This is a genomic window from Luteibacter sp. ME-Dv--P-043b (assembly GCF_030209605.1).
Classification (GTDB): Bacteria; Pseudomonadota; Gammaproteobacteria; order Xanthomonadales; family Rhodanobacteraceae; genus Luteibacter.
In genome coordinates, this window is sequence record NZ_JARVRT010000008.1 from 309604 (window position 1) to 330981 (window position 21378).

Consider the following 21378-nt stretch of genomic DNA (forward strand, 5'->3'; position numbering starts at 1 on the left):
CCTCCCCATGGTGGGAGCCCGGCAGGGCCCGGCCCGAGTATAGGCACCGGAGGCGGTGGAAGGTGTTGTGCGCTGCGCAAGGGGTGGTTTGCGCGTTTTTGGCGTGTGCATTGGAAGCACGCTGATCTGACAGCACCACACTTGTGTAGTCCTACGCCGTCAGTTTGTGTAGGGGAAGGACTACAACGTACGACATAGGCGCCGCGCCAGCCATTGGTGCGCCTAGGTTCGCATCGGGTCCACGGTTTCCCCGTGGTCAAGCTAACGGCTTTAAGCTGTGTTGACCGCCGCAAAATCGGCCATTTACATTCCCCGCCCTGAGCAATCGCTCACGGCCAGGGGAAGCACGATGACAGGGTCCAACCAGGGGAGGGCGCCGGTTGTGCGCTCGTGGGCGCGTATGGCGCTCGGGATGTCGATGGTCGTCGCGCTGGCGCTGCCCTTCGCGGCAAGTGCGCAGACGACGGTCAAGCCCGAAGACGAGTACAAGAAGCTCATCAAGGTCAACGAGGACATCCAGCCGCTGGGCGACACGCCTTTCGGCGAGAAGATCAGCCTCTACGACGGCTCCCTGTCCTTCGCCCAGACCGATGTGTCGCTGACTGGCACCGGCCCGGCGTTGACCCTGGGGCGCAGCTTCAGCTTCCACGGGGTGGAGGATCGCCCCGACCTGCAGGCGCGGGCCTTCGGCGACTGGGACATGGACCTGCCGCAAATCTTCACCGTGACGGCCCAGCAGAACAACGTGCCGGGCTGGCGCGTCGCGGCGACCAATCACGGCGCCATCTGCTCGAGTTTCGGGCCACCGCCCAGCGTGGCCGCGCCGACCGGCGATTCCAAGCGCGCGGACTGGGAGCCGCCAACCTGGTGGCAGGGCTACCAGCTGCGCATCCCGGGCCAGGCCAGCCAGGACTTGCTGGCGCGCTCGACGGCCAACACGGCCACGCCCGGCGTCGCGGGCCTGACCTATCCCATCGTGACCCGTGGCAACTGGGCAGTGGGTTGCCTGGCACATGCCGCGAACGACACCGCGATCGAGGGCTTCCTCGCCGTCTCCCCGGATGGCACGAAATACTGGCTCGATCACATCGCGTACCGCTACATGCCGTCGTTGACCCGGCCGCTGGGCTCCAGCCCCGAAGCCGCGCGCTCCGGATTCCATGTGTTCGCCACGGCGGAAGATCTGCTCCTGCGTCGCGAAGGCCGGATGCTGGTGACCCGCATCGAAGACCGGTTCGGCAACTCGGTGAGCTATACCTACAGCGGCGACGACGTCACGGACATTGCAGCGTCCGACGGTCGTCATGTCACGCTGACCTACGAGACGGATGCCAGCACGGGTGCCAGCAGCCACCGCGTGAGCACGATCACCGAGCAGGGCGGTGCCGCTGGCAACCGCACCTGGACCTACAGCTACGTCAAGTCCACCGCCAACCTCGTCTACACCCTGACGTCGGTGCAGCAGCCGGACGGCAGCAGCTGGGGCTACAACTTCGATCCGTTCAACGGGGCCTGGGTGGATTCGCGCGAATCCGGCGGCACCTGCGGGGCCGTGGGCGTGCCTGGCAACGCAAGCAGCCTGTTCATCGCGTCGGCTACGCACCCCTCGGGGCTGACGGCGAGCTATATCGTTACGCCGCTCAAGCGCGGTCGCTCCTATGTGCCCCAGCAATGCATGGCCGGCCCCAACATGGCGGCCACCCCGAACGGTGTAGGCACGTGGGCGGCGGTGCCCAATGCGTCCTACGGCATCGCGATTATCAAGCGCACGCTCACGGGTACGGGCTTGCCTTCTGGCGGGCTGGTCTGGATGTACGGCTACACCCCAGCCAATGAGAGCTGGTCCAAGGACTGCACAACGACGGCCTGCGCGACCCAGGTAGCGACCGACGTCGGCTATCCCGACGGGCACGTGGAGCGCAGCACCTTCTCCAACCGCTACGACTGGACCGAGAGCCAGCTGCTGAAGGAAGAAGTATTCACCGGCGACGGTACGACCCCCTTGCGGCGCTCGACTGTCTACACCTACGTCAATCCGACGCCGGCCCAGGACGCGCGGTCCGGAGCCTATGCCCATCCCTGGGGCTACGCACCGCAACTGCGCGTCAACACAGCGCAGTTGCAGGAGCAGCTGCCCAAGGCCACGCAGCAGATCACGATGGACCCCTCGGCCAGCGCCACGCCGGACGTGTACACCTGGAACGCCACCGCTTTCGATGCCTTTGCGCGGCCTCAGGATGTCACCCGTTCCAACAACTTCGGCTACAGCGTCAGTGATCGGTCTACCTACACCGACAACGCCGGCCTCTGGGTGATCGGTCTGCCGGCCCAGTCGATCAATCTGAGCACGGGCGAGACGGTCAGTCAGATGCTCTACGACAGCACCACCGCCACGCCGACCGAGCGCGACCGGTTCGGTGTGAAGGTGATGGGCTACACCTTCAGCGCGCAGGGCCAGTTGGCCAGCTTCACCGACGGCAACGGCAAGACCACGACGCTGGGTAACTACACCCGAGGTATTCCCACCAGCATCGGTTACCCGGACGGCACCAGTCAGGCGGTGACGGTCGACGGCCTGGGTCAGATCGCGGCGATCACCGATCAGGCGGGTGCGACCACGAGCTACGGCTACGACGGCATTGGCCGCATCGCGCGCGTCGACTATCCCACGGGCGACAGTACCGCGTGGGCGCCCAAGACTTACAGCTACATTTTCTCCCCCGATGCCCGCGGCATGGGTGGCAACCATTGGGTACGCACCGCGACGCAGGGCAACCTGAACCAGCGGACGGATTTTGACGTCCTGCTTCGCCCGGTGATCTCGACCCAGTCGGATGCCAACAGCGGCGCACTCGCCGTGTCCACGCGCACCGAGTACGACTGGGCGGGACGCAAGAGCTTCGTGTCCTATCCGGTGACGGGCACGCCTGACCGCAGCAGCATCACCTCAGGCACGACCACGGCGTACGACTCGCTGGGGCGGCCCACCTCCAGCACGCAATCGTCCGAGCAGGGCGACCTGGTGACCACCACCTTGTATCTCACCAGCGGCGCACGCCAGGTGACCGATGCCAAGGGCAACGCGACGTTCACTCACTTCCAGGTGTTCGATACGCCCGGGTTCGACAACGTGGTCGAAGTGGAGGCGCCCGAGGGCGTGACGCAGACCATCAGCCGCGACCTCTACGGCAACGTGCTGTCGATGACGCAGGGCGGCCTGACCCGCACGATGACCTATGACGCCCAGCATCGGTTGTGCCGCTCGTGGGAACCGGAGACGGGCAGCACCATGGCTGCGTACGACGGCGCCGACAACGTGGTCTGGAGCGCGGCCGGCCAGCCGTTCAACGGTACCGGGTGCGGCTACGACCAGGTTGCCACGGCGGCCCGCACGACCAATGCCTACGATGCGATGAACCGCGTCACTTCGGTGTCCTATCCCAACGGTACTCTCGCCACGAGCTTCACCTACGACGCGCTGGGCCGGCCTGCGACGTCGACGTCGGCCACCTCGTCCAGCAATGCCAACAGCACCGGTACCGTAGGCTGGTCCTACGGTCGTAACAAGCTCGGCCTGCTCACCGCCGAAGCGCTGTCGGTGGACGGCTGGTCCTGGACGCTGGGCTACGGGTATGACGCCAATGGCCACTTGGCCAGCGTGCAGTATCCCGATGGCAACACAGTGGCGATGGCGCCCAACGCGCTGGGTCAACCAACGACGGCGGGTTCGTTCGTCAGCGGCGCGACGTATTTCCCGGACGGTGCGGTGCAGGCCTACACGCTGGGCAATGGCGCGCTGTATTCGGCCAGCAAGAATGCGCGGCAGTTGCTGTCCAACTTCAGCTTCGGCACGTCCGCCAAGATCGCGGTCAGCGAAGACTTCGGCTACGACAAGGTGGGCAACATCCTGTCGATCACCGATCAGTCGGGTTCGGCGCAGCGCACCCGCGCGATGACCTACGACGGCCTGAGCCGCTTGGTGTCGGCCACCGCCTCCAACCTGTGGGGCAGCGAGACCTACACCTACGACACGCTGAACAACCTGCGCAGCCTGACCAACAGCAATGGCAGCAACACCTACAACTACGACGCCAACAACCTGCTGAGCACGATCAGCAACAACGGCGCCACCGTGCACAGCTTTACCTACGACGCGCAGGGCAACACCACTACCAAGGACAGTCAGGCGATGACCTTCGACCTGGCCAACCGGCTACTCTCGGTCAACGGTAAGGGCGATTACCTGTATGACGCTACCGGTCACCGGGTGAAGGCGGTCACGTCGTCCGGCACGACCTACTACGCCTACAGCAGCAGCGGTCAGCTGATGTGGGAGTACGACAACGGCAGCACCAACGGCACCAGTTATGTCTATCTGGGCAAAACCCTGGTGGCGAGCCGGAAAGCAACGACCTCGAACGTAATGGGCTACGTCGATGGTGTGACCAGTGGCACCGATGCCGTCGTCTCCGGCTGGGCATGCGCCAGCGGCTTGGCTGCCTCCATCGATGTGCATCTGTATGTGGGTGGCCCGTACGGCACGGGAACGGGCATAGCCATCGCGACCGCCAATCAGGACACCGGGTCCGCCGTGCAGACCTTGTGCCATTCGAGTGGGACCAAGCATCGCTACACGATTACGCTGACCGAAGAGCAACGCGTGAAATATGCCGGCCAGGCGATCTACGTCCACGGCATCTCTCCCGTCGGTACGCCCAACAACCTCCTGACCAACTCGGGTAACTTCGTCGTGCCGCCCTCCGTGCTGGCGCCTTCCTCGCCCGCTTCGGCGACGGCGACGGCCGCAGGTGACCTGTCGAATATTGCGGTCAACTGGTCGGCGACGAGCAACACGACGAGTTACAAAACGGAGTGTTCCACCAACGGCGGCGCCTGGGCGACGCTCTATACCGGAACGGGTACCAGCGCTTCCTACAATGCGCCGGGTGATGCGAACTATCAGTTCCGCGCTTCGGCGTGCAATGCGAACGGCTGTAGCACGCCCACCGTAACCAACACGGTCACCATCGCGCACATCCCGCCGGCGCCGGCCAGCATCAGCGTGCCAGCTAACTCGACGGGTGCCGTGGCGGTGAGTTGGCCTGCGACGGCGTATGCCACGTCGTATCAGGTGGACCACAGTACCAACGGCAACTGGGCCAATGTGTGGTCCGGGACAAGTACGTCCACCACCGTGAACGAAGGCACCTCAGGCAACTGGTCCTATCGAGTGCGTGCCTGCAATGCGAATGGCTGTGGCGGTTATGTCACGAGCGCAGCGGTGAGCGTGATGCGGCCGCCAGCCAGTGCTCCCTCCATCACCGGCGGCGGCACCAACAACTCCGGTGCTTACACCATCAGTTGGTCGACGGTCGGCGACGCGGTGGGTTACAACCTAATGGAATCGGTCAATGGCGCGGCGTTCCAGCAGGTCCAGTTCAACGGCGCGACAAGCTGGTCGACCTCGGGACGGGGCAACGGGACCTATGCCTATGAGGTGCAGGGTTGCAATCCGCTCGCGTGCGGACCTTTCAGTGGGACCACCACGGTGACGGTCTCCCTCGTGCCCTCGGCGCCACCGGCACCGACCTTCACTACGACGTACCACGGCCCGACCAAACCCACGGTGCTGGTCAAGTGGACAGCGCAGTCATCCGCCACGCGGTACGAGCTGATGGAAAACAACACCCAGGTTTACAACGGCTCGGCTCTTTCCTACAGCTCGCTGCAGCAACCGGGCGTCACGCTGACCTACAAGGTGCGGGCATGTAACGCCGTGGGCTGCTCGGCCTATAGCCCGTCCAACAGTGTTAGCCCGTGATGGCCGGGCACAGGAGCGTGATGATGGAGACTTCCACGATGTCGATCGTTCGTCGTTGCCTGCGGCCGGGGTCGGCATGGCTGACAGCCTTGCTGCTTTTGATGGCGATGGTCTGCGCGAGCATGGGCGTTGCGCATGCTGCGGAGACGATTACCTACTACTACACGAGTCCGCAAGGGACAGTGCTGGCGAAGGCGGATGCATCGGGGAACATCGTCAGTAATGCGGATTATCGGCCTTATGGTACACAAGTGCTGGGTACGCTCGAGCAGGGCCCGGGGTATACGGGGCATCTAAATGACGTTGACTCGGGCTTGGTCTACATGCAGGCTCGATATTACGACCCGGATGTCGGAAGATTCTTGAGCATCGACCCTGTCGCAATCAAGCCAGGTAGCCTAGTAGACGTAAATCGCTTCGGCTACGCCAACGATAATCCGGTAACGTTTCAAGATCCCAGCGGTCGGTGTACAGGTTCACGAAACGCTCCCGACGCTCCTTGCAATCCCTCGGGCGCGCAGGATTCGGTGCCGCGAGAGCCGGTCAGGCCACACCAAGACTGCAGCGCAGCTTGTCAGCGGATGCGCGACACATCTGACCGGAAAGGCGGTTCGGCGATCCAGCCCAAAGGTTTTACGGCGGATGGGCTTCTCGTGGGTCGACCGACATTTTCCGCGTCGGGCATGGCCGCACTAGGCGGCGGCATCAAAGCCACGAAGGGTCTTTATCGTTCTGATAGCAATGTCAGCATCGTAACGCCTGCCATCGGGTTAAGAGCATCCGCCGACACCACTCTGATCAAGTTGGGGTATGACGGCAACTCTCCGTCAGACGGTGCTGTTAAAGTAGGGTTTGGCGCCGATATCGCAGCTTACGCAATCCTCGGTGCCGGCTTAAATATCGAGTACACGCCGCCCTACAAAATTGAGGTGGGTATTGACGTCGGTGCAGGGGCCGGCGGAGGCATTAGTACTTATTCGGTGGGCAAAGAATTCAAGGAAAACAACTGATGAAAGAAGCAATAACAGTAGCGGGGACGATAGCCTTTATCTTGGCTATCTGCTATCTGACAAGCATGGCGCGTCTCGCTTCTCTATTGTCTAAAGAGACACGCTTGGAAGGCGTTGGCATTGGCGGTGCGAATGCGCAGATGAAGCTGCTTGGTGTTGTCTTCTTGTCTCGCGGTCTCGACCCCGACTTTGCAAGTCGTCATCGAGTGTTGCTAAGCCTGACGCGGTGGGCTGGGGGTATCGGCTTACTCCTCGTTCTTCTCGTTTCTGCCGGTATAATGCTCGGTTACGCAGGTTGATTGATACTCAATTCGGGTTCAACTCTCTCCAGAGGAGGGAGTTGAACAACCCAACGTTTAGAGCAAGTCTGCGAGCGATCGGTAGGGCGCTTTGCCGCAGTAATGCTCGAATCACAATCACATCTTGACCAGTCCTCCAATCTCTCAACGATGCCAATACCCACGATGCGGTGGCGGCGGCGGAGGCGGCCGGTGGTAGTACGCCGGATGCGCATAGTAATGATGGCGATAGGGAGGCGGCGGCGGACGATGCCCACGCCAGCCATGGTCGCGATACCCATAGCGATGATCGTCATAACGGCGATCGTGCCATCCGTGGTTGTTACGGTACTCGCCATGGCGGCCGCGACCATGGTCGTCATAGTGATCGCGAGCGAACACTGCCGACGTGGACAACAGGGCGAGGGCGACAAGGGCACTGCGGATCATCGTTTTCATAGCCGGTCTCCAGGACGATCGTCACACCGCGGGTCACCTCGGCCGATCGACGATTTGGATGCTAGGAAGACGACGCTGAACGCAAAGTCCTACGATTGGAAAGGTTCGCGAAAGCGTTCATTGACGCGACAGCTAATGAACCTGCCGGTTCAGGAAATCGACCCCGGCCGGAACTCCAACGTCAGTTCTGATGGGCGTTCCGGAAGGAACAGCGCCGTACGTCGTTCAGGTGCACGGGCGAGCACCTTGCCGCCGCGGACGACCAGCAGTCGGGCCGCCTTGAGTCGAATGGCTTCGTAAGCGTCGCCAGCCTGAAGCAGCACCATGTCGGCACGATGGCCCACGGCGATACCGTAGCCGTCCCACCCGATCACCTTCGCGGCGTTGGTCGTCACCGCGTCGAAGCACTGCGCCACGCCGCGCGTCGAGGTCATCTGCGCGACGTGCAGTCCCATGTGCGCCACCTCCAGCATGTCGCCCGAGCCCATGCCGTACCAGGGGTCCATCACGCAGTCGTGGCCGAAGGCGACATTGACGCCGGCCTCCAGCAACTCGGGCACGCGCGTCATGCCACGCCGCCGGGGGTAGGTGTCGTGGCGGCCCTGCAGCGTGATGTTGATCAGCGGGTTGGCGATAGCGTGCACGCCGGCCTCGGCGATCAGCGGCAGCAGCTTGGATACGTAGTAGTTGTCCATCGAATGCATCGACGTGAGATGCGAGCCGGTAACACGCCCCTGTAGCCCGGTGCGGATCGTTTCCGCCGCAAGGGTCTCGATGTGCCGCGACAGCGGATCGTCCGACTCGTCGCAATGCATGTCCACGCGCAGGCCGCGCTCGGCGGCCAGTTCGCACAGCCAGCGGATGGACGCCGCGCCGTCGGCCATGGTCCGTTCGAAATGGGGAATGCCGCCCACCACCTCCACGCCCTTGTCCAGCGCGCGTACCAGGTTCTGCTTCGCGGTCGGGGAGCGCAGCAGGCCGTCCTGCGGGAAGGCCACCAGTTCCAGATGCAGCCAGGGCGCCACGCGCCGCTTCACTTCCAGCAACGCATCGGTGGCGAGCAGGCGGTCGTCGCAGATATCCACATGGCTGCGGATGGCTAGCAGGCCCTGCGCTACCGCCATGTCGCAGTAGGCCATGGCACGGTCCACCAGCGCCTGCTGGGTCAGGTCGGGTTTGAGCTCGCCCCACAGCGCGATGCCTTCCAGCAGAGTGCCCGACGCGTTCAGCCGCGGCAGGCCCAGCGACAGCGTGGCATCCATGTGGAAATGCGCATCGACGAAGGGCGGGCTGGCCAGGCGCCCGGCGGCGTCGATTTCCTCGCGGCCGCTGGCGGCCAGGCCGGGCTCGATGGCCACGAAGCGGCCTTCGTCGATGCCGATATCGACATCCCGGCGGCCGTCGGGCAGCGTGGCGTGGCGGATGATCAGGTCCATGGGAAGGCTCCGTGGCAACGGCCGCCATCATAGCGGGCGGCGGCCTTCACACGGCTGCGCGGGCCTTTTGGCACGATAACCCTCCCCATGAAGATCTCCGACAAACTCGCCATCCTCGCCGACGCCGCGAAGTACGACGCTTCGTGCTCGTCCAGCGGCGGCAAGGGCCGCAACTCGCTGAAAAGCGGGGGCATCGGCTCGACGGAAGGCATGGGCATCTGCCACGCGTATGCGCCGGACGGCCGCTGTATCTCGTTGTTGAAGATACTGATGACCAACTTCTGCGTGTACGACTGCGTGTACTGCGTCAACCGGCGCAGCAGCAACGTGCAGCGCGCGCGTTTCACGGTGGAGGAGGTGGTCAACCTCACCCTGGAGTTCTACCGGCGCAACTACATCGAGGGGCTGTTCCTCTCCTCGGGCATCATCCAGTCCCCCGACTACACGATGGAGCAACTGGTGCGTGTCGCGCGCACGCTGCGCAGCGTGCACAAGTTCGGCGGCTACATCCACCTGAAGACCATTCCCGATGCCTCGCCCGAGTTGATCGATGCCGCTGGCCGCTGGGCCGACCGCCTCAGCATCAACGTGGAGATGCCGACCGAGGGTGGCCTGAAAGCGCTGGCGCCGGAGAAGCACCTGGGCGACATCCGCAGTGCGATGGGTCGCCTGCGCCTGTCCATCGACGAGGCCAAGGCCGAGAAGAAGGCGCCACGGTTCGCGCCCGCCGGGCAGAGCACGCAGATGATCGTGGGCGCCGACGATGCGAGCGACCGTGACGTGCTCTCGGCCAGCACCAACCTGTATACCAATTACCGGCTGCGCCGCGTCTACTACTCCGCGTTCAGCCCGATCCCGGATGCGTCGAAGATCCTGCCGTTGAAGCCGCCGCCGCTGGTGCGCGAGCATCGCCTCTACCAGGCCGACTGGCTGATGCGTTTTTACGGCTTCGGTGCGGACGAGATCGCGCCGCCGGGCGACGACGGCATGCTCTCGCTGGACGTGGACCCGAAGCTCGCCTGGGCTTTGCGCCATCGCGAAACCTTCCCGGTGGACGTGAACCGCGCGCCCCGCGAAACGCTGCTGCGCGTGCCGGGCCTGGGCGTGAAGACGGTCGACAAGATGATCGCGATGCGCGGGCATCGGCGCATCCGCTACGACGACCTGATCCGCCTGCGCGTGCCGGTGAAGAAGGTGGCCCCCTTCGTTGAGACGGTGGATCACCGTCCGCGCGGTGATCACGAAAGCGGCGTGCTGCGACGCGACTTGCGCGAGCCGTCGCAACCCGACCTGTTCGGCTGACCATGTGGTCCGTGACGCTGGACGATCCGTCGGATTTCGACGCGTGGCGGGCGAAGGCGCGCGCGTTGCTGCTGGCCGACGTGGATCCGTCGGCCGTGGACTGGCAGGTGGGCGCGACCGGCGGCCTGTTCGGCGGTGACGATCGCCTGCCGCCCGCCGTGCATACGCGGGTGCCCGCGGTGCCGCGCGATTTCCTCAACCTGGCCCATGCGGTGCTCGCGCATACCGATACGCGCCGGCACGCCACGCTGTACCGCATGCTCTGGCGGCTGGCGCACGGCGAGAAGGCCTTGCTGCGCATCGCCACCGACGAGGACGTGGCCTGGGCACATGTCTGCGTGAAGCAGGTCAGCCGCGACATGCACAAGATGAAGGCGTTCGTGCGGTTTCGCGAGGTGCGCCACGGCGACGACACCGTGTACGTGGCCTGGTTCGAGCCGTCGTTTGACATCGTGACGCGCGTGGCGCCGTTCTTCGTGCGCCGGTTCACGGGTATGCACTGGTCGCTGCTGACGCCGTTGCGCACCGCGCACTGGAATGGCGAGACGCTGTCCTTCGGCCCGGGCGCCAACCGCGCGGACGCGCCGTCCGACGATGCCCTCGAAGACCTCTGGCGCACGTATTACGCCAGCATCTTCAACCCCGCCCGGCTGAAGGTGGACGCGATGCGTCGCGAGATGCCGGTGAAGTACTGGAAGAACCTGCCGGAAGCGCGGCTCATCCCCGAACTGGTGCGCGACGCGTTGCCGAGGATGCAGGCCATGGTGGACAAGCAGCCGACGATCCCGAAGAAGAAGATCACGCCCCTGCAGAAGGCGACCGTGGCCGCGCCCGAGGGCAGCCTCACGGCGCTGCGCGCCCAGGCCCGCGAGTGCCGCGCGTGCGACCTGTGGAAGCCGGCCACGCAGACGGTGTTCGGCGAAGGCCCGGCGCACGCGCGCATCGTGGTGATCGGCGAGCAGCCGGGTGACCAGGAGGATCTGGCGGGCAAGCCGTTCGTCGGCCCGGCGGGGAAGCTGTTCGACCGGGCGCTAGGCGAGGCCGGCGTGGAGCGCGATCTGCTCTACGTCACCAACACGGTGAAGCATTTCAGGTTCGAGCCGCGCGGCAAGGTGCGACTGCACAAGCGCGCCAGCGTGGAGCAACAAGCGGCATGCCGGCCCTGGCTGGCGGCGGAGATCGACCGTATCCAGCCGGATGCGCTGGTGTGCCTGGGGGCGATGGCGGCGCAGTCGGTGTTTGGCGCATCGTTCCGCCTGATGGCGCAACGTGGGGAGTGGATCGACCTGCCTGACGGGCGGAAGGCCATGGCGACCGTGCATCCGTCGTACCTGCTACGCCTGCCGGATGCGGAGGCGCGGGAGGCGGGGTATGCGGATTTCGTGCGGGATCTGGGGTTGATGAGGGAGGTGTTGGGGTGAGGCGAGGCTGATCGCCGACATCGTCGGCTCCTACATGGGGCGGGTGGTCGCGGATGGATCGCCGACATCGTCGGCTCCTACACCGGGCAGGTGGTCGCGGGGCACGTGGTCGCCGGCTGTTGTAGGAGCCGACGATGTCGGCGATCCCGGACACTCATCGCCGGTGCAACCCGTCATCGATCCCGCTCCTCATTCCATCCTGAACTTCCGCAGCTTCTTCGGCACCGACGTGTTCCGCAGTGTCACGTACATCGGCAGGCCATCCTCACCATACGGCGGCGGCACCTCGCCCTGGATCAGCGGCGCCAGGTAACGGCGCGCCGCGGCGGTGATGCCGAAGCCATCCTTCGACATGAAATTCCGCGGCATCTTCTTCTCGTGGTTGGCGATCTTGTCCAGCGGCGCCGCCTCGATCTTCCACTTGTACGGCTCGTCGGACACCCGCACGATCACCGGCATCACGGCGTTGAGGCCTTCAGCGGCGTATTCCACGGCCTTCTTGCCCACCGCGTAGGCCTGCTCCACGTCGGTCTTCGACGCGATATGCCGGGCCGACCGCTGCAGGTAGTCGGGCAGCGCCCAGTGGTACTTGTAGCCCAGCTTCTCGAGGACCAGCGCCGCCAGCACCGGCGCGGCGCCGCCCAGCTGCGCGTGGCCGAACGCGTCGCGCGCGCCGGACTCGGCCAGGAAAGTGCCTTCCTTGTTCTTTACCCCCTCCGAAACCACCACCGTGCAGTAGCCCACCTTTTCCACCGTGGCCTGCACCTTGGCCAGGAAGGTCTCCGGGTCGAACACGTTTTCCGGGAACAGGATGATGTGCGGCGCGTCGTTCGGGCCGGACCCGGCCAGGCCGGCGGCCGCGGCGATCCAGCCGGCGTGCCGGCCCATCACCTCGATGATGAACACCTTGGTCGAGGTGTCGGCCATGGAGGCCACGTCCAGGCTGGCCTCGCGGACGGCGATGGCGGTGTACTTGGCCACGGAGCCGAAGCCCGGGCAGGTGTCGGTCACCACCAGGTCGTTGTCGATGGTTTTCGGCACGCCGATGCAGTTGACCTCGTAGCCCAGCGCCTGGCCGATCTTCGAGACCTTGTTCGCCGTGTCGGCCGAATCGTTGCCGCCGTTATAGAGGAAGGTACGGATGTCATGCGCCTTGAACACCTCGATCAGGCGCTCGTATTCGGCACGATTCTCTTCCAGCGACTTCAGCTTGTAGCGGCAGGAGCCGAAGGCGCCGCCCGGGGTGTGCTTCAGCCCGGCGATGTTGGCCTTGGCCTCGCGGGTGGTATCGATCAGCTCCTCGCGCAGCGCGCCCAGGATGCCGTTGCGCGCCGCGTAGACGGGGATGCCCTTGTCCCGGGCGGTCTCGATGACGCCGGCGGCGGTGGCGTTGATGACGGCGGAGACGCCGCCCGACTGGGCGTAGAGGATTTTTCCGGCGGCCATGCTGCGGTTTCCTTGGGCGTGAACGGAGCGCCGAGGGTAGCGCGATGGACGTCGTCCCCGCTTGAAGGCGTCAGGTCCGCCCGGGCTGCCCTACACCTGCGGCATGTCGTCCGTTTGACGGCGCGGCGCCCCTGCCGTTACCTTGAGATCCATTTTCTTGTGTCCGGTGGCGGGGTTACCCGCGCGCCGACGAACGGAGCATCAATGCGACTCGTGCTATTCGGCGCCCCCGGTTCCGGGAAAGGTACCCAGGCCACCCGCCTCAAGGAACGCCTCGGCGTTCCCCACATCTCCACCGGCGACCTGCTGCGTGGCGAGATCAAGGCCGGCACGGAACTCGGATTGAAAGCCAAGGGCCTGATGGATGCCGGACACCTGCTGCCCGACGACATCATGCTCGGCATCATCGAGCACCGCCTGGGCGAGCCGGATGCCCGGCCTGGCTTCATCCTCGACGGCTACCCGCGCAACCTGGCCCAGGCCGACGCGCTGGATACCGTGCTGGCCCGCATCGGCCAGCCGCTGGACGTGGTGGTCAAGCTGGAGGTGCCCGACGCCGCCATTGTCGACCGCTGCGAGGTCCGCTTCGAGAAGGAAGGCCGCCCGGACGACAACCCGGACACGGTGAAGAAGCGCCTGGGCATCTACGCCGACCAGACCGCTCCCGTGGCCGACTTCTACAAGCAGCGCGGCAAGCTGAAGGTGGTCGACGGCGTGGGCGAGCTCGACGAAGTCACCCAGCGCGTGCTGGACGTCCTGCCCGGTGGCGTCAAGGCCGCCAGCGCCTGATCCACTCCAGGCCCGCCCTCCTGGCGGGCCTTCCGACGAGCCCCCTATGCGCGTCCATATCCTCGGTATCTGCGGCACCTTCATGGGCGGCGTCGCCGCGCTCGCACGTGAGCTCGGCCTGACCGTCGAGGGATCCGACGCCAACGTCTACCCGCCGATGAGCACGCAGCTGGAAGCGCTCGGCATCGGCCTGATGCAGGGTTACCAGGCAGCGCACCTGCAGCCCGCGCCCGATCTGGTCGTGGTCGGCAATGCCATGACTCGCGGCAATCCGGCGGTGGAATACATGCTGGACGCGGGCCTGCGTTACATCTCGGGCCCCCAGTGGCTGGGCGAGACCCTGCTCGGCGGCCGCGAGGTGCTGGCGGTGGCCGGCACGCACGGCAAGACCACCACCACCAGCCTGCTGGCTCATCTGCTGGAAACCGCCGGCCAGTCGCCCGGCTTCCTGATCGGCGGCGTGCCGGGCAACTTCGATGTGTCCGCGCGCCGCGGCACCGGCAAGCCCTTTGTCATCGAAGCCGACGAATACGATTCGGCCTTCTTCGACAAGCGCTCCAAGTTCGTCCACTACCGGCCGCGCATCGCCATCCTCAATAACCTGGAATACGACCACGCGGACATCTTCCCCGACGTGGCCGCCATCCAGCGGCAGTTCCACCACCTGGTCCGCACCGTGCCGTCCAACGGCCGCCTGATCGTCAACGCCGAGGACACCTACCTGGCGGAGGTGCTGGTGATGGGCGCGTGGACCCCGGTGGAGACCTTCGGCATCGACGCGGGCCACTGGCGTGCCGAGCTGCTGTCGGCGGACGGGTCGCACTTCCGCGTGCGCCGTGGCGACGACGTGCTGGGCGAGGTGCGCTGGGGCTCGCTGGGCCGCCACAACGTCATGAATGCGCTGGCCGCCTTGGCGGCAGCCAGCGCGGCCGGAGCCGATCCCGTGGCGCTGCTGCCGGCGTTCGCCGGTTTCGCCAGCGCCCGGCGGCGCATGGAGCGGATCGGCCAGGCACGCGATGTCACCGTCTACGACGATTTTGCCCACCACCCCACGGCGATCGCCACCACGCTGGCCGGGCTGCGCGCCAGCGTCGGCGCGGCGCGCATCGTGGTGGCGCTGGAGCCGCGCTCCAACTCGATGCGGCTGGGCGCGCACGCCGAGGCGCTGGCGCCGTCGCTGGCCGATGCCGACCGCGTGGTGTTCCTGCACCGGCCCGAGCTGCCGTGGGACGCGGGCAAGGTAGTCGATGCGCTCGACGGCCGCGGCGCGACGGTGCCGGGCGTGGATGCGCTGATCGATGCCCTGGTCGCGGACGCCCGGCCCGGCGACCAGGTGATCTTCATGTCCAACGGCGGCTTCGAAGGCGCGCCCCGGCGCTTCTTCAACGCGCTGGACGCAGGGTAGACTCGACGGCATGGCCGCCACCACGCCCGCAATGGACCTTCCGCTGTTCCCCCTGTCGAACGTCCTGTTCCCGGGCGGCCAGCTGCAGTTGCGCATCTTCGAACCGCGTTACGTCGACCTGGTGCGCGAGTGCGCGCGCACCGGCCGCGCCTTCGGCGTCTGCCTGATCCTCGACGGCCGCGAGGCGGGGCAGCCCGCCGTGCCCGCCGCGGTCGGCACCCTGGCCACCATCACCGATTTCCACTCCCGCGAGGACGGCCTGCTCGGCATCGTCGCGGAAGGTGGGCAGCGTTTCCGGGTCACCCGTACGCGCGTGCGGGCGGATGGCCAGATGCGCGGCGACCTCGCGCCCTGGGGCGACGAACCGTTGCTGCCGCTGCCGGCGGAGTTCGGCCTGCTCGGCACCATCCTGGAACGCCTGGCCGAGCAGATGCAGCCACCGTGGCGACACGAGATCGGCGAGCGCGGCGATGACGCCAGCTGGGTCGGCTTCCGGCTGTCCGAGTTGCTGCCGCTGGATGCCAACGAGTGCCAGCACATGCTCGAACTGGACGATCCGCTGCAGCGTCTTGCCGAGTTGCGTGACATCCTGCCGCGCTTCCAGCGCGCCTGAGGGCCGTGGCTATGACATCGCTCAAAGGCAAGACCTTGTTCATCACCGGTGCCTCGCGCGGCATCGGCTTGGCGATCGCCCTCCGCGCGGCGCGCGACGGTGCGAACATCGTCATCGCGGCCAAGAGCGGCGTAGCCAACCCGAAGCTGCCCGGCACCATCCATACGGCGGCTGCGGCGATCGAGGCCGAGGGCGGCGTGGCCTTGCCGCTGAAGGTGGATATCCGCGAGGAAGCGGAAGTGCGCATGGCGGCGGCCACGGCGGCCGAACGCTTCGGCGGCATCGACATCGTGGTCAACAATGCCAGCGCCATCTGGCTGAAGGGCGTGCCGGACACGCCGATGAAGCGCTTCGACCTGATGCACCAGGTCAACACGCGCGGCACCTTCCTGGTGACGCAGGCCTGCCTGCCGTACCTCAAGGACGCCGCCAATCCGCACGTGCTGATGCTGTCGCCGCCGCCCACCGTCGATCCCGCCTGGTACGCGCCGCACACCGCCTACACCATCGCCAAGATGGGCATGAGCCTGTGCGTGCTGGGCATGGCGCCGGAGTTCGCGCCGCTGGGCATCGCGGTGAACGCGCTGTGGCCGCGGACGGTGATCGCCACCGCCGCCATCGCCATGATCGAGGGCGTGCGCACGGAACACTGCCGCACCCCGGCCATCGTCGCGGACGCCGCGCACGCCATGCTTACCCGCCCCGCGCGCGACTACACCGGGCATTTCGCCATCGATGAGGACATCCTGCGCGAGCAGGGGGTTACCGATTTCGAGCGTTACGCCGTGTCGCCGGGCCAGCCGCTGTTGCCGGATCTGTTCCTCTAGGCGGCCGGTGCGCGGTTTCCTGCGGAACCCGGGGGCTGCGCGGCGGCATAGACCGGCCCTGCCAGTCTCGCTAGGATGCATGTTCCACGGATCGATGTCGGACCGCAGAGCGTACCGTGCGATTCCATCCGTTCCAGTATGGGTTCCGGCGCTGCGGCCGGGTCCGGGAGTTCGTTTCATGTCGTCGCATCCTGTCGATTCCTCCGATCTCATCGGCCTCGGCAAGCGTTACTGGCTGTCCGTCTACCGTCCCCGCGACGTGGTGCTCGACCACGGCAAGGGTGCCCGCGTCTGGGATACGGAAGGCCGTGATTACCTCGACTTCGGCGCCGGCATCGCCGTCAACGCCCTCGGTCACCAGGATCCCGATCTCGTCGCCGCGCTGACCACCCAGGCCGGCAAGCTGTGGCATGCGAGCAATGTGTTCTGGACCGAGCCGCCGCTGCGCCTGGCCGAGGAACTGATCGCCCACGCACCCTTCGCCCAGCGCGTGTTCCTGTGCAATTCGGGCACCGAGGCCAACGAGGCCGCGATCAAGCTGGTACGCAAGTGGGCCACCTCCAAGGGGCGGCCGCCGGAAGAGCGTGTCATCGTCACTTTCAAGGGTTCGTTCCACGGGCGCACCCTGGCCTCGGTGACGGCCACGGCCCAGCCGAAGTACCAGGAAGGCTACGAGCCACTGCCCGGCGGCTTCCGTTATGTCGCCTTCAACGACGTGCCCGCGCTGGAAGAAGCGTTCGCTCAGGGTGGCGTGTCGGCGGTCATGCTGGAGCCGGTGCAGGGCGAGGGCGGTGTGATGCCGGCCGAACCAGGCTTCCTGAAGGCCGTGCGCGAACTCTGCGACAAGCACGACGCCTTGCTGGTGCTGGATGAAATCCAGTCGGGCATGGGACGCACGGGCACGCTATTCGCCCACGCGCACGATCACGTCACCCCGGACATCGTCACACTGGCCAAGGCCCTGGGCGCCGGCTTCCCGATCGGCGCCATGCTGGCCGGGCCGAAGGTCGCCGACATCATGCAGTTCGGTGCGCACGGCACTACGTTCGGAGGCAATCCGATGGCCGCGGCCGTGGCGCGCGTGGCCCTGCGCAAGCTGGCCTCGCCCGCCGTGCTGCTGAACGTGGAACGTCAGGGCAACGACATCCGCGCGGGGCTGAACAAGCTCAACCACGATCTTCAGCTGTTCGCGGAGATCCGCGGTCGCGGCCTGATGCTGGGTGCGGTGCTGGCCGAGGCCTACAGGGGCCGTGCCAGCGAGATCCTCGACCTGGCGGCCGCTCACGGCCTGCTGATCCTGCAGGCCGGGCCGGACGTGCTGCGCATCGTGCCGCCGCTGACCCTTACCGACGAGGAAACCGCCGAAGGCCTGCAGCGCCTCGGCGAGGCACTGCGGGCCTTCGCGACGATGTCGCAGGTGGCCTGATCCATAAAGCGCCGCGGCGGCGTTACAGCGAGGCGAACACCTCGCCCGCCGCGGCCACGGTGGCGGCGATCACATCGTCGTCGTGCGCGCTCGATACGAAGCCCGCCTCGAATGCCGAGGGCGCCAGGTACACCCCGCGCTCCAGCATGCCGTGGAAGAACCGGTTGAAGGCGTCCACATCCGCCGTAGTGGCCTGGGTATAGCTCTCCACCGTCTCGCCGGTGAAGAACAGCCCGAACATGCCGCCCACGCGATTGACGCTGAACGGCACGCCGGCACGTCCGGCGGCGGCGAGGATGCCGTCGGTGAGCTTCACCGTGCGGGCGGTCAATGCCTCGTGGAACCCCGGTGCCTGGATCAGTTCCAGCATCGCCAGGCCGGCGGCCATGGCCACGGGATTGCCGGACAACGTGCCCGCCTGGTAGATCGGGCCGGCGGGCGCGATCTGCTCCATCAGGTCGCGGCGGCCACCGTAGGCACCCACCGGCATGCCGCCACCGATGATCTTGCCGAAGCAGGTCAGGTCCGGGGTAATCCCGTAATGGGCCTGCGCGCCGCCCAGCGCCACGCGGAAGCCGGTCATCACCTCGTCGAAGATCAGCAGCACGCCGTGCTCGGTGCACAGGTCGCGCAGGGCCTGAAGGTAGCCCTCCTTCGGCGGGATGCAGTTCATGTTGCCGGCCACGGGCTCGATGATCAGGCCGGCAATCTCCTTGCCTTCCTGGGTGAATAGCAGGCGCGCGGCGTCGATGTCGTTATAAGGCAGGGTCAGCGTGAGGTCGGCGGCGGCCTTGGGCACGCCGGGCGAGGTGGGCACGCCGAAGGTCAGTGCGCCGGAGCCGGCCTTCACCAGGAAGCTGTCGCCGTGGCCGTGGTAGCAGCCTTCGAACTTCACGATCTTGGAGCGGCCCGTGGCGCCGCGGGCGAGGCGGATCGCCGACATCGTGGCTTCGGTGCCCGAGTTGACCATCCGCACCATGTCGATCGACGGCACCAGCGAGACGATGGTCTCCGCCATTGTCACCTCGGCGGGGCAGGGCGTGCCGAACGACAGCCCGTTCTTCACCGCGCGCTCGACCGCCTCGCGTACGGCGGGGTGGTTATGACCGACCACCATCGGGCCCCAGGAGCCGACGTAGTCGATATAGCGCTTGTCTTCCACGTCCCACAGGAAGGGGCCGTCGGCGCGGGCGGTGAAGAACGGCTCGCCGCCGACCGACTTGAAGGCACGTACCGGCGAGTTGACGCCGCCGGGCATCAGGGTACGGGCGCGGGCGAAGAGTTCCTGGTTGCTGGTCATCGAAGGATTCCGGGGTGGGGGTCGAACAGCGCGGCGAACTGGCGCGCGGCTGTCTGGATGTCGTCGGCTGCGAAGATGGCGGAGACCACGGCGATGTAATCGGCACCGGCCTCGAGCAGCACCCTGCCATTGTCGGGGGTGATGCCGCCGACCGCCACGACCGGAAGGCCCAGGCGGGCCACCTGCGTCAACACGTCGTGGGAGGCCACGGGGGCGTGTGGTTTGGTCGTCGAGGGATACATCGCGCCGAAGGCGAGGTAGTCCGCGCCCTCTGCCGCCAGCTGCTGCGCCCGTTCGAGCGAGCCGTAGCAGGACACGCCGATGATCGCGTCGGGACCCAGCACGGCGCGTGCCCCGGCGATCGACACGTCCTCGCGGCCCAGGTGCACGCCACCGCCCGTGGCCAGGGCCAGCGGCACGTCGTCGTTGACGATGAAAGGCACGTCGTGGTGCGCGCAGAGGCGTGAGATCTCGTCCGCCTCGATCCGGCGCCGGTCGGCGTCCGTGGTCTTGTCGCGGTACTGGAGCATGCGGACCCCGCCGGCCAGGGCCGCTTCCACGGCGGCGAACAGGTCGTCCCGCGGGCCGTCGGTGATGGCGTACACGCCTTTGCCGTCAGGGCGGCGTCGGATCAGGGTGGTCATGGGGCATTTCCTTGGGAGGGGCGGGTCACGCTACCGTCGTCGCGCGGGGAATGACAGAATGGACGACTTCTCCGTAAGACGACACGACGCACGCCATGAGCCAGAACAGCCCCACCAACACGCGCAAATGGATGTGTGTCGTTTGCGGTTTCATCTACGACGAGGCCGTGGGCCTGCCGGACGAGGGCATCGAGCCGGGCACGTCCTGGGATGATATCCCCGATACCTGGACCTGCCCGGACTGCGGCGTCACCAAGGACGACTTCGAGATGGTCGAGGTCTGAGCCGTACGGCGGACTCTTGCCAGAGGGCGGGTAGGGGCTGACATCGTTATGCCCCAAACCCGTCGGCAATAAGGCAGGACCACCTGCTTTATTGGCTCCACGGCACGCGCAACGCGTGCTCCCCGTGGAGGACACACCATGCAGCGTTTCATACCCTTCGAAGACCAGTGGGACGAACTGGCGTCGCTGGACCCGTCCCGCCTGATGCCCTATCGCGTCGACGTGCCGTGCGAGCGCCTGCTGTCCGGCGCTCAGCGCACCGTACCCGGGTCACCGTCGATGGCCAGCGTATCGCCCAGCGTCAGCCCCAGCTTGCCCGCGGTGCCGGCCTTCAGCTCGAGCACGTACCGGGCGTACTGACCGCCGCTGGGGTAGATCGCACAGGGATCGGCCTTGCACGGCTGGGCGTGCAGTTGCATGGCGACCAGCCGGCGGGCCTTGTCGAAGTAGAGAATGTCCAGCGGAATGAGCGTGTTCTTCATCCAGAACGCGCGTGGCTGGTCGTCGGTGAAGACGAACAGCATGCTGTGATCCGCTGCCAGGTTCGTGCGGTTCATCAGCCCGAGCTCGCGCGAAGCGTCGTCGGTGGCGAATTCCGTCGAGAAGGTGGCACCGTGCAGGGTGACCTTCGGCGAGGTTGCGGCAAGGGCGCCGAGCGGCGCCAGGAGGAGGAACACGGGAAGGGCGAAACGGATCATCGAAAGACACCTTATAAGTGTGACCGGATGGAATAAGTCTACCGTGTGACTTTTTTTCAGAAAGATGTCGAAAACCCCTTCACAGAAGCACTACTCGCGCCTATACTTCTCCTCCTGGTCGCGACGAAAGTCCTCAACGCGACATGTTCTTCGCTTCACCAACCACCTCGAAAAAAAGCTTCACGAGGGTGTTGACGGAAACGAAAAACGATATAGAAT

Annotated in this window: 17 protein-coding genes; 11 read left to right on the forward strand and 6 right to left on the reverse strand. The window is 66.1% G+C overall.

Features of this window, described 5'->3' with window-relative positions; all coding sequences use genetic code 11:
• Nucleotides 1-412: 412 nt before the first annotated feature.
• From QRN34_RS06385 to QRN34_RS06395, 3 genes are read left to right on the forward strand one after another with little or no spacing between them, the layout of a single operon-like run.
• Nucleotides 413-5821, forward strand: coding sequence for a hypothetical protein (locus QRN34_RS06385; protein ID WP_285403033.1), 5409 nt, complete (start codon nt 413-415; stop codon nt 5819-5821).
• Between the two features lie 38 nt (nt 5822-5859).
• Nucleotides 5860-6831, forward strand: a complete 972-nt coding sequence (locus QRN34_RS06390) for an RHS repeat-associated core domain-containing protein (RefSeq protein WP_285403035.1) — start codon at nt 5860-5862, stop codon at nt 6829-6831.
• Nucleotides 6831-7130, forward strand: coding sequence for a hypothetical protein (locus QRN34_RS06395; protein WP_285403037.1), 300 nt, complete (start codon nt 6831-6833; stop codon nt 7128-7130). Before QRN34_RS06390 ends, QRN34_RS06395 begins: the two co-directional genes overlap by 1 nt.
• 144 nt (nt 7131-7274) lie before the next feature.
• Here QRN34_RS06395 and QRN34_RS06400 read toward each other — a convergent pair whose 3' ends face one another.
• Nucleotides 7275-7568 carry a hypothetical protein gene (locus tag QRN34_RS06400; RefSeq protein ID WP_285403039.1) on the reverse strand — a complete coding sequence of 98 codons (294 nt, stop codon included), beginning with the start codon at nt 7566-7568 and terminating at the stop codon, nt 7275-7277.
• Nucleotides 7569-7717: 149 nt separating this feature from the next.
• Entirely contained in the window at nt 7718-9004 is a 1287-nt protein-coding gene (locus QRN34_RS06405; RefSeq protein WP_285403041.1) for an amidohydrolase family protein, read from the reverse strand.
• 87 nt (nt 9005-9091) lie between these two features.
• Here QRN34_RS06405 and QRN34_RS06410 point away from each other — a divergent pair, with 87 nt between their 5' ends.
• Both QRN34_RS06410 and QRN34_RS06415 read left to right on the forward strand, forming a co-directional pair.
• Complete coding sequence (locus QRN34_RS06410; protein WP_285403043.1) at nt 9092-10306, forward strand: putative DNA modification/repair radical SAM protein; 1215 nt, start codon at nt 9092-9094, stop codon at nt 10304-10306.
• Nucleotides 10307-10308: 2 nt separating this feature from the next.
• A complete protein-coding gene (locus tag QRN34_RS06415) occupies nt 10309-11727 on the forward strand; it encodes a UdgX family uracil-DNA binding protein (RefSeq protein WP_285403045.1) in 1419 nt (472 codons plus the stop codon).
• Nucleotides 11728-11916: 189 nt separating this feature from the next.
• Here the strand turns inward: QRN34_RS06415 and QRN34_RS06420 are convergent, their stop codons facing one another.
• Nucleotides 11917-13173 (reverse strand): 6-phosphofructokinase, encoded by a 1257-nt coding sequence (locus QRN34_RS06420; protein WP_285403046.1) that lies wholly within the window; start codon nt 13171-13173, stop codon nt 11917-11919.
• A gap of 204 nt (nt 13174-13377) precedes the next feature.
• Between QRN34_RS06420 and QRN34_RS06425 the strand changes: the two genes are divergently transcribed.
• The 5 genes from QRN34_RS06425 (at nt 13378) to QRN34_RS06445 (ending at nt 18233) form a co-directional block, all read left to right on the forward strand.
• Complete coding sequence (locus QRN34_RS06425) at nt 13378-13962, forward strand: adenylate kinase (RefSeq protein WP_036139569.1); 585 nt, start codon at nt 13378-13380, stop codon at nt 13960-13962.
• Nucleotides 13963-14008: 46 nt separating this feature from the next.
• A complete protein-coding gene (gene mpl, locus QRN34_RS06430; RefSeq protein ID WP_285403049.1) occupies nt 14009-15367 on the forward strand; it encodes a UDP-N-acetylmuramate:L-alanyl-gamma-D-glutamyl-meso-diaminopimelate ligase in 1359 nt (452 codons plus the stop codon).
• Nucleotides 15368-15377: 10 nt separating this feature from the next.
• A complete protein-coding gene (locus QRN34_RS06435) occupies nt 15378-15980 on the forward strand; it encodes an LON peptidase substrate-binding domain-containing protein (protein WP_285403051.1) in 603 nt (200 codons plus the stop codon).
• Between the two features lie 11 nt (nt 15981-15991).
• Complete coding sequence (locus QRN34_RS06440; protein ID WP_285403054.1) at nt 15992-16807, forward strand: NAD(P)-dependent oxidoreductase; 816 nt, start codon at nt 15992-15994, stop codon at nt 16805-16807.
• A 178-nt stretch (nt 16808-16985) separates the two neighbouring features.
• Nucleotides 16986-18233, forward strand: coding sequence for an acetylornithine/succinylornithine family transaminase (locus tag QRN34_RS06445; protein ID WP_285403055.1), 1248 nt, complete (start codon nt 16986-16988; stop codon nt 18231-18233).
• Nucleotides 18234-18255: 22 nt separating this feature from the next.
• On the opposite strand, the gene hemL is transcribed toward QRN34_RS06445, so the two are convergent.
• The gene (hemL, locus tag QRN34_RS06450) at nt 18256-19533 is read right to left on the reverse strand and encodes a glutamate-1-semialdehyde 2,1-aminomutase (protein WP_285403057.1); all 1278 of its coding nucleotides are present in this window, start codon (nt 19531-19533) and stop codon (nt 18256-18258) included.
• Nucleotides 19530-20177 (reverse strand): thiamine phosphate synthase, encoded by a 648-nt coding sequence (gene thiE / locus QRN34_RS06455; RefSeq protein WP_285403059.1) that lies wholly within the window; start codon nt 20175-20177, stop codon nt 19530-19532. Before thiE ends, hemL begins: the two co-directional genes overlap by 4 nt.
• Nucleotides 20178-20272: 95 nt before the next feature.
• On the opposite strand from thiE, the gene QRN34_RS06460 reads away from it, so the two are divergent.
• The gene (locus QRN34_RS06460; protein WP_285403061.1) at nt 20273-20461 is read left to right on the forward strand and encodes a rubredoxin; all 189 of its coding nucleotides are present in this window, start codon (nt 20273-20275) and stop codon (nt 20459-20461) included.
• A 251-nt stretch (nt 20462-20712) separates the two neighbouring features.
• Here QRN34_RS06460 and QRN34_RS06465 read toward each other — a convergent pair whose 3' ends face one another.
• Complete coding sequence (locus tag QRN34_RS06465) at nt 20713-21159, reverse strand: DUF192 domain-containing protein (protein ID WP_285403063.1); 447 nt, start codon at nt 21157-21159, stop codon at nt 20713-20715.
• Nucleotides 21160-21378 lie beyond the last annotated feature (219 nt).

Bases quoted from the DNA above. Each gene is read 5' to 3' on its own strand.
- QRN34_RS06460 (WP_285403061.1), top strand. From the start codon at position 20,273: ATGAGCCAGAACAGCCCCACCAACACGCGCAAATGGATGTGTGTCGTT.
- QRN34_RS06405 (WP_285403041.1), bottom strand. From the start codon at position 9,004: ATGGACCTGATCATCCGCCACGCCACGCTGCCCGACGGCCGCCGGGAT.
- QRN34_RS06435 (WP_285403051.1), top strand. From the start codon at position 15,378: ATGGCCGCCACCACGCCCGCAATGGACCTTCCGCTGTTCCCCCTGTCG.
- QRN34_RS06395 (WP_285403037.1), top strand. From the start codon at position 6,831: ATGAAAGAAGCAATAACAGTAGCGGGGACGATAGCCTTTATCTTGGCT.
- QRN34_RS06445 (WP_285403055.1), top strand. From the start codon at position 16,986: ATGTCGTCGCATCCTGTCGATTCCTCCGATCTCATCGGCCTCGGCAAG.
- QRN34_RS06390 (WP_285403035.1), top strand. From the start codon at position 5,860: ATGTCGATCGTTCGTCGTTGCCTGCGGCCGGGGTCGGCATGGCTGACA.
- QRN34_RS06465 (WP_285403063.1), bottom strand. From the start codon at position 21,159: ATGATCCGTTTCGCCCTTCCCGTGTTCCTCCTCCTGGCGCCGCTCGGC.
- thiE (WP_285403059.1), bottom strand. From the start codon at position 20,177: ATGACCACCCTGATCCGACGCCGCCCTGACGGCAAAGGCGTGTACGCC.
- QRN34_RS06400 (WP_285403039.1), bottom strand. From the start codon at position 7,568: ATGAAAACGATGATCCGCAGTGCCCTTGTCGCCCTCGCCCTGTTGTCC.
- QRN34_RS06440 (WP_285403054.1), top strand. From the start codon at position 15,992: ATGACATCGCTCAAAGGCAAGACCTTGTTCATCACCGGTGCCTCGCGC.
- QRN34_RS06385 (WP_285403033.1), top strand. From the start codon at position 413: ATGTCGATGGTCGTCGCGCTGGCGCTGCCCTTCGCGGCAAGTGCGCAG.
- QRN34_RS06415 (WP_285403045.1), top strand. From the start codon at position 10,309: ATGTGGTCCGTGACGCTGGACGATCCGTCGGATTTCGACGCGTGGCGG.
- QRN34_RS06410 (WP_285403043.1), top strand. From the start codon at position 9,092: ATGAAGATCTCCGACAAACTCGCCATCCTCGCCGACGCCGCGAAGTAC.
- hemL (WP_285403057.1), bottom strand. From the start codon at position 19,533: ATGACCAGCAACCAGGAACTCTTCGCCCGCGCCCGTACCCTGATGCCC.
- mpl (WP_285403049.1), top strand. From the start codon at position 14,009: ATGCGCGTCCATATCCTCGGTATCTGCGGCACCTTCATGGGCGGCGTC.
- QRN34_RS06425 (WP_036139569.1), top strand. From the start codon at position 13,378: ATGCGACTCGTGCTATTCGGCGCCCCCGGTTCCGGGAAAGGTACCCAG.
- QRN34_RS06420 (WP_285403046.1), bottom strand. From the start codon at position 13,173: ATGGCCGCCGGAAAAATCCTCTACGCCCAGTCGGGCGGCGTCTCCGCC.